The organism is Kitasatospora sp. NPDC059599 (assembly GCF_042735125.1).
In the GTDB taxonomy this organism is placed as follows: Bacteria; Actinomycetota; Actinomycetes; order Streptomycetales; family Streptomycetaceae; genus Kitasatospora.
In genome coordinates, this window is sequence record NZ_JBHWCL010000260.1 from 1 (window position 1) to 5761 (window position 5761).

Genomic DNA, 5761 nt, shown 5'->3' on the forward strand with positions numbered 1-5761 from the left:
CGGAGCGCGGCGGGGGCGGCGGAATCGATCACGGAGCGGCGTCATCGCAGGCCGGGGCGGGCTGTCCGGGCCCGAACGCTCCGAACCGGACCGTCCGCCCGCGGGGGGCGGCCGGCGGCTTTGTCAAGCCCGTACCGGAGGCGGCCGCGCGGCGATAGCGTCGGGCTCTCAACGACCGTTCCGACACGGTGAATTGGAGGCGAGGGTGACCGAGGCGAAGCCCGGGGACGGCAGCGCGGACGGCAGGCCCGACGGGCCCGGCGGCGAGCCAGGCGGGGCCAGCGGGGCCGGCGGGGAGGGCGGAACCGGTGGGGAGGGCGGGCCGCTGCACGAGCGCGAGGCCGAGATCCGCTCGGCGGCGCGGGCGATCGGGGCGCTCACCGCTCCCGCCGGCAGCGAGGCCGGGGAGCTGCTGCTCTACACGGGCGCCGCCGGGCTGGGCAAGACCGCGGTGCTGACCGAGGTGCGACGGGCGGCCCGGCGCGCGGGCTGCACGGTGCTGTTCGCCCGGGGCGGGCAGCGCCAGTGCCACGAGCCGTTCCACGTGGTGCGCCAGCTGGTGCGCCCGGTGCTGGCGGCTCTGTCCGACGAGGAGCGGGCCCGGGTCTTCGGGCCGTGGGAGGACGTCGTCGGCCCGGCGGCCGGGCTGCTGGCGCCCCGCGGGCAGCTCGATCCGCAGGGCGTGCGGGACGGGCTGGACTTCGTCCTGACCCGCCTGGTGCAGCTGCGTTCCCCGCTGGCGGTGATCGTCGACGACCTGCACTGGGCCGACCCGGAGTCGCTCGGCTGGCTGGCGGGCTTCGCGGTCCGCACCCGGGAGCTGCCGGCCCTGCTGGTGCTCGCCTGCCGCGACGAGTTCCCCGACGACGCCCTGTCCCTGCAGCGCGGCCTGGCCGACCGGGCCGACCGCCGGCACGAGCTGCGCCCGCTGCAGCCGGCCTCGGTCGCGCACCTGGTCCGCGCGGCCCTGGGCGAGCGGGCCGAGGACGCCTTCTGCCGGCACGTCTGGGCCGTCACCGGCGGGAACCCGTACGAGACCGCCGCCCTGCTGCGCGAGGTCGCCGACCAGCGGCTCGACCCGGTCGAGGAGAGCACCGGGCAGCTGCGTGAACTCGCCGCCACCGCGCGGGGGATGACGCTGCGGCACTGGCTGGAACGGCTCGGCCCCACCGCGCTGCGCTTCGCCTGGGCGGCGTCCGTGCTGGACACCGACATCCGCCACGACCTCGCCGCCACCATCTGCGCCCAGGGACCGGAGACCGCCGCCCAGTCCGTGCGGGAGCTGCGCCACCACCGGGTGCTGACCGGCACCGCGGGGGGCCGGCTGGAGTTCGTCCACCCGCTGGTCGCCACCTCGGTGTACCAGTCGATGCCGCCCGCGACCCGCACCGCGATGCACGGGGTCGCCGCCGTCGCCCTGGAGAACGCCGGCCTCGGCCTGCTGGCCGCGTCCCGGCACCTGCTGGAGATCCTGCCCGAAGGGGACGGCGCGATCGTCGACAAGCTGCGCCGGGCGGCCCGCGAGCACCTGGCCATCGGCGCGCCCGAGGCCGCTCAGCGCTGCCTGCGCCGCGCCATCAGCGAGCCGCCCGCCGACGAGGACCGGGCCCCGGTGCTCTACGAGCTCGGCTGCTCGGCGCTGCTCACCGACCCGGCGACCACGGTCAACCAGCTGCGCCTGGCGCTCGCCGACCCGTACGGGCTGGACCCCGGGCTGCGGGTGGACGCGACGTTCCGGCTCGCCCAGGCCCTGGCCCACAGCAACCGGCTCGGCGAGGCCGCCGCGCTGTGCGCCGAGGAGGCCGCGCGCACCGGGCCAGGGCCGGGGCAACTGCGCCTGGAGGTCGCCCACTTCATGTTCGCGGCGTTCCAGTCCGAGGACCCGGACGGTCCGGGGCGGTCGCGGCGGCTCGCGGAGTTCGACCGGATGCTGGGCACGATCGGCCTGGCCTTCAGCGACACCTTCACCGAGGCCTCTGGTACTGCCGACGCCGACGCCCGCGCCGAGGCGCCCGGCGGTGCCGGCGCGGGTACGGGCGGCGGGGCCGTGTTCGAACGCGACGGTCTGGCCCACGCGGTGGCGGTGCTGCGCTGCTGGGACCTCACACTGCGCGGCGTCGACAGCGCGGAGGCGATCGCCCTCGGCGAGTCGGCGCTGCCGGGTGGCCGGCTGCCCCGCAGCCTGGGCTGGACCAACACCACCTGGGGCTTCGAGCTGCCCGGGATCCTGGGCATCAGCTACCTGTACGCCGACCGGGTCGACCGGGCGGAGGAACTGTTCGACGAGGCGGTGCGCGCCTACGAGGTCGCCGGGTGGAGCGGCGGCCACCTCGGCTTCGCCTACCTGCTGACCGGCATGCTCCGTTTCCGCTGCGGCGCGCTCGCCGCGGCGGAGGACTACCTGCGCCGGGCGCTGCGGATCGCCGGGCGGATCGGTCCGGGCACCCCGCTGCACTGGGACGCGGTCGGGGCGCTGGCCGAGACCCTGGCGGCGCGCGGCCGGGTGGAGGAAGCCCTGGAGCTGACGCGCGAGCACGCCTTCGGCCCGCCGTACCCGACGGTGATGGTGCTGCCGGACGCCCCGACGCTGTACGGGCGGCTGCTGCTGGCCCGGGGTGACGCGGCGGGCGCGGCCGCGACGCTGGCCGTCGCCGGGGCGGCCCTGGACGCGCGCGGGTGGCGCAACACGGTGTGGGCGCCGTGGCTGGGCCACCTGGCGCGCGCGGTGGCCCCGGAGCAGCCGGACCGGGCCCGCGGCCTCGCCGCGGAGGCGGTGCGCCGGGCCCGGGAGTCGGGGACGGACTCGGCCGTCGGCAGCGCGCTGCGGCTGTGCGCCGCGGTGCACGAGCGGCCCCGTGCGGCTGCCCTGCTGACGGAGGCGGTCGGGCATCTGGAACGGTCGCCGGCCCGCTACGAGCACGCGATGGCCCTGGTCGACCTGGGGGAGGTGCTGGGCGGCGCGGCGGGTGGCCGCGGGGCGCTCGCCCGGGGGCTGGAGCTGGCCACCCGGTGCGACGCGGACGGGCTGGCCGCCCGGGCCCGTGCTCTGCTGCGGGCGGACGGCGACGCGGACTGAGGCCGGGGCGGCGCGGGCTGAGGCCGGGGCGGCGGTGCCGGTGGCCGGGGCGGCGCGGGACGGGCGGTGGACCTTGCAGATATCTGCACGCGCAACTATCTTTGGGCTCATAAATTGCAGCTGCAATCACTTCGTGGGTGCGCCCCTCCGTCCTGGCGCCGCCGACCCCTCGGGAGTCCGTCATGAGCACCACCCTCTTCACCCCGTACACCCTGCGGGAACTGACCGTCCCCAACCGGATCTGGATGCCGGCGATGTGCCAGTACAGCGCCGCGCCGGACGGGGACGCGGCCGGTGTGCCGACGGACTGGCACTTCACCCACCTCGCGGCGCGCGCCGCCGGCGGCACCGGACTGATCATCACCGAGGCCACCGCCGTCAGCCCCGAGGGCCGCATCAGCCCGTACGACCTCGGGATCTGGAACGACGAGCAGGCCGCGGCCTTCCGCCGGATCACCGACTTCCTGAAGTCCCAGGGCACCGTGGCCGCGATCCAGCTCGCCCACGCCGGACGCAAGGCCTCCACCGAGCGGACCTGGGTCGACCGCGGACGCCCGCTGGCCGCCGACGAGGAGCACGGCTGGGCGCCGGTCGGCCCCGGCACCGAGCCCTTCTCCCCCGCCCACACCGCGCCGCAGGAGCTGACCGAGGAACAGATCGGCACGATCGTGCGGCAGTTCGCCGACGCCGCCCGGCGCGCGCTGGACGCCGGCTTCCAGGTCGCCGAGATCCACGGCGCCCACGGCTACCTCGTCCACCAGTTCCTCTCCCCGCACACCAACCGCCGCACCGACGGCTACGGCGGCACCTTCGAGGGGCGCATCCGCTTCGCGCTGGAGGTCGTCGACGCGGTGCGCGCCGTGTGGCCCGAGGAGCTGCCGGTCTTCTTCCGCGTCTCCGCGACCGACTGGCTCACCGAGAACCCGGAGGACGACCGCGAGGGCTGGACCTCGCAGGACACCGTCCGCCTCGCCAAGGAACTCCAGGCGCACGGCGTGGACCTGCTGGACGTCTCCACCGGCGGCCTCGTCCCCGACGCCCGGATCGACGCCGCGCCCGGCTTCCAGGTGCCCTTCGCCGAGGCCGTGCGCAACGAGGCCGGCCTGCCCGTGGCCGCCGTCGGCCTGATCACCGACCCCGCCCAGGCCCAGGCCGTCGTCGCCGGGGGCCACGCCGACGCCGTCCTGGTCGGCCGCGAACTGCTGCGCGACCCGTCCTGGGCCCGCCGCGCCGCCGCCGAACTCGGCGGCGAGGTCCTCTCCCCCGTCCAGTACCACCGCGCCTGACACCCCGGCACCACCTCGGCACCCCCGCACCCGCCGGCCCCCGGCGAGTACGGGGGTGTCGGGCTTGAGTCGGAGTGCACTCCAAGTCCTACGGTTCTGCCGTGAGTCCGACCCGCCGCACGTCGGCGGGCCGGACCGGTCGCCAGGGACGTGGCCGCCGACAGTGGCGGCCGGAAGAGGAGCACCACGATGAGCACGGCCGCGAACGACGCAGGAACCCGCGCGGAGCGCTTCGCGCACGGGATGGAGGTGCTCGACCGCATCGACGGCGAGGTCAGGCGCCGGGTCGTGGAGTCGCTGGACGACATCAGCCCCGAGGATTCAGCAACGACCCGCATGACGCTCGGCACTTCGAACCGCACGGGCTATCCCGACCCCGAAGGACCGGGCTTGCACCCGAATCAGTTGGTCAACGCCTCCCTCAACGTCGGGCTCACCCCCGAGCAGATCGTCGAGGCGCTGCTGCACTCCGCCGCCTACTGCGGCTTCCCCAAGGCCCTGCACGCCACTTTCGTCGCCAAGAAGGTGTTCGCCGAGCGCGGCCTGCTGCCGGTCACCGGCACCTGACCCGTCGACAGGCTTCAGCCGGGCACGCTGACGTCGCGGCAGTCGCCGGTCGGGGGGCAGAGGTGCACGGTGAGGCTCTCGCCCAGCTCGGGGACCCGGACACCGTAGGAGACGAAGGTGACGAGCTTGCCTCCGCCGAGGTCGACCGTGCGGCTGTGGACGGGGCCGAGGACGTGGTCGGTGTCGCCGGTAGCCCTGAGGTCCGCCACCCGGCCCTGGAAGGCGGTGACCCCGTACCACGGCGTTCCCGCAGGCGGGCCGAGGGGTCTGGGATGGTCGACGGTCATGTCCTCGATGGACTCGAAGTCGCTCCCTCCCCAGACGCCGTCCCGGTGGTCGACATCCGCCCAGCACACGTCGATGTCGTCCACCAGCCAGAAGACCAGCGCCCAGTTCTGCCCGTCCGTGTCGAGCACGGCCAGGGTCGACAGGGTCGGCGCCGGACACCCCTTGGCCAGTGTGCCCTTCCGGGACAGCTCGTTCACGATCCACCGGGCCGACGCCGGGGCGGGCTCGGGCAGGACCACGGTGTGGCGGTCGGGCCCGCCGCTCCCGATCACGCCGCAGCCGGCCACGGCCACCAGCAGCGCCGCCGAACACAACGCACCCACCGTGCGGTTCATCGCAACCCCCCGTGGCGACCGTCCGTGCCGGCCCTACGTGCCGGCCGTCCTGGCGCCCGTCCTGGCGCCCGTCGCCTCCAGGTTCCGCCCCAGCAAGGTGGCCGACAAGGCCACGGGATGTCCCGGATCCGTCCCGACTCGCCACGGCCGCGGGGGGGGGGGGGCGGGGGGGCGGGGGGGCGGCCCCCCGGCGGGGGCCGGGGGGGCGC

Annotated in this window: 4 protein-coding genes; 3 read left to right on the plus strand and 1 reads right to left on the minus strand. The window is 76.0% G+C overall.

Annotation, left to right across the window (positions count from 1 at the left end):
• Positions 1–325 precede the first annotated feature (325 nt).
• The 3 genes from ACFV04_RS42975 (at position 326) to ACFV04_RS42985 (ending at position 4929) form a co-directional block, all read left to right on the plus strand.
• Positions 326–3076: an ATP-binding protein gene (locus ACFV04_RS42975; RefSeq protein WP_380536524.1), complete on the plus strand. Its 2751-nt coding sequence runs from the start codon at positions 326–328 to the stop codon at positions 3074–3076.
• 182 nt (positions 3077–3258) lie between these two features.
• On the plus strand, positions 3259–4362 hold the full coding sequence (locus ACFV04_RS42980) for an NADH:flavin oxidoreductase/NADH oxidase (RefSeq protein ID WP_380349806.1): 1104 nt from the start codon (positions 3259–3261) through the stop codon (positions 4360–4362).
• Positions 4363–4551: 189 nt separating this feature from the next.
• Positions 4552–4929, plus strand: a complete 378-nt coding sequence (locus ACFV04_RS42985; RefSeq protein ID WP_380536521.1) for a carboxymuconolactone decarboxylase family protein — start codon at positions 4552–4554, stop codon at positions 4927–4929.
• Between the two features lie 14 nt (positions 4930–4943).
• Here ACFV04_RS42985 and ACFV04_RS42990 read toward each other — a convergent pair whose 3' ends face one another.
• Entirely contained in the window at positions 4944–5552 is a 609-nt protein-coding gene (locus ACFV04_RS42990) for a hypothetical protein (protein WP_380536523.1), read from the minus strand.
• Positions 5553–5761 lie beyond the last annotated feature (209 nt).

What these genes read in the sequence shown, in the direction of transcription:
- ACFV04_RS42990 (WP_380536523.1), bottom strand. Translation starts at nt 5,552, where the DNA reads ATGAACCGCACGGTGGGTGCGTTGTGTTCGGCGGCGCTGCTGGTGGCC.
- ACFV04_RS42980 (WP_380349806.1), top strand. Translation starts at nt 3,259, where the DNA reads ATGAGCACCACCCTCTTCACCCCGTACACCCTGCGGGAACTGACCGTC.
- ACFV04_RS42985 (WP_380536521.1), top strand. Translation starts at nt 4,552, where the DNA reads ATGAGCACGGCCGCGAACGACGCAGGAACCCGCGCGGAGCGCTTCGCG.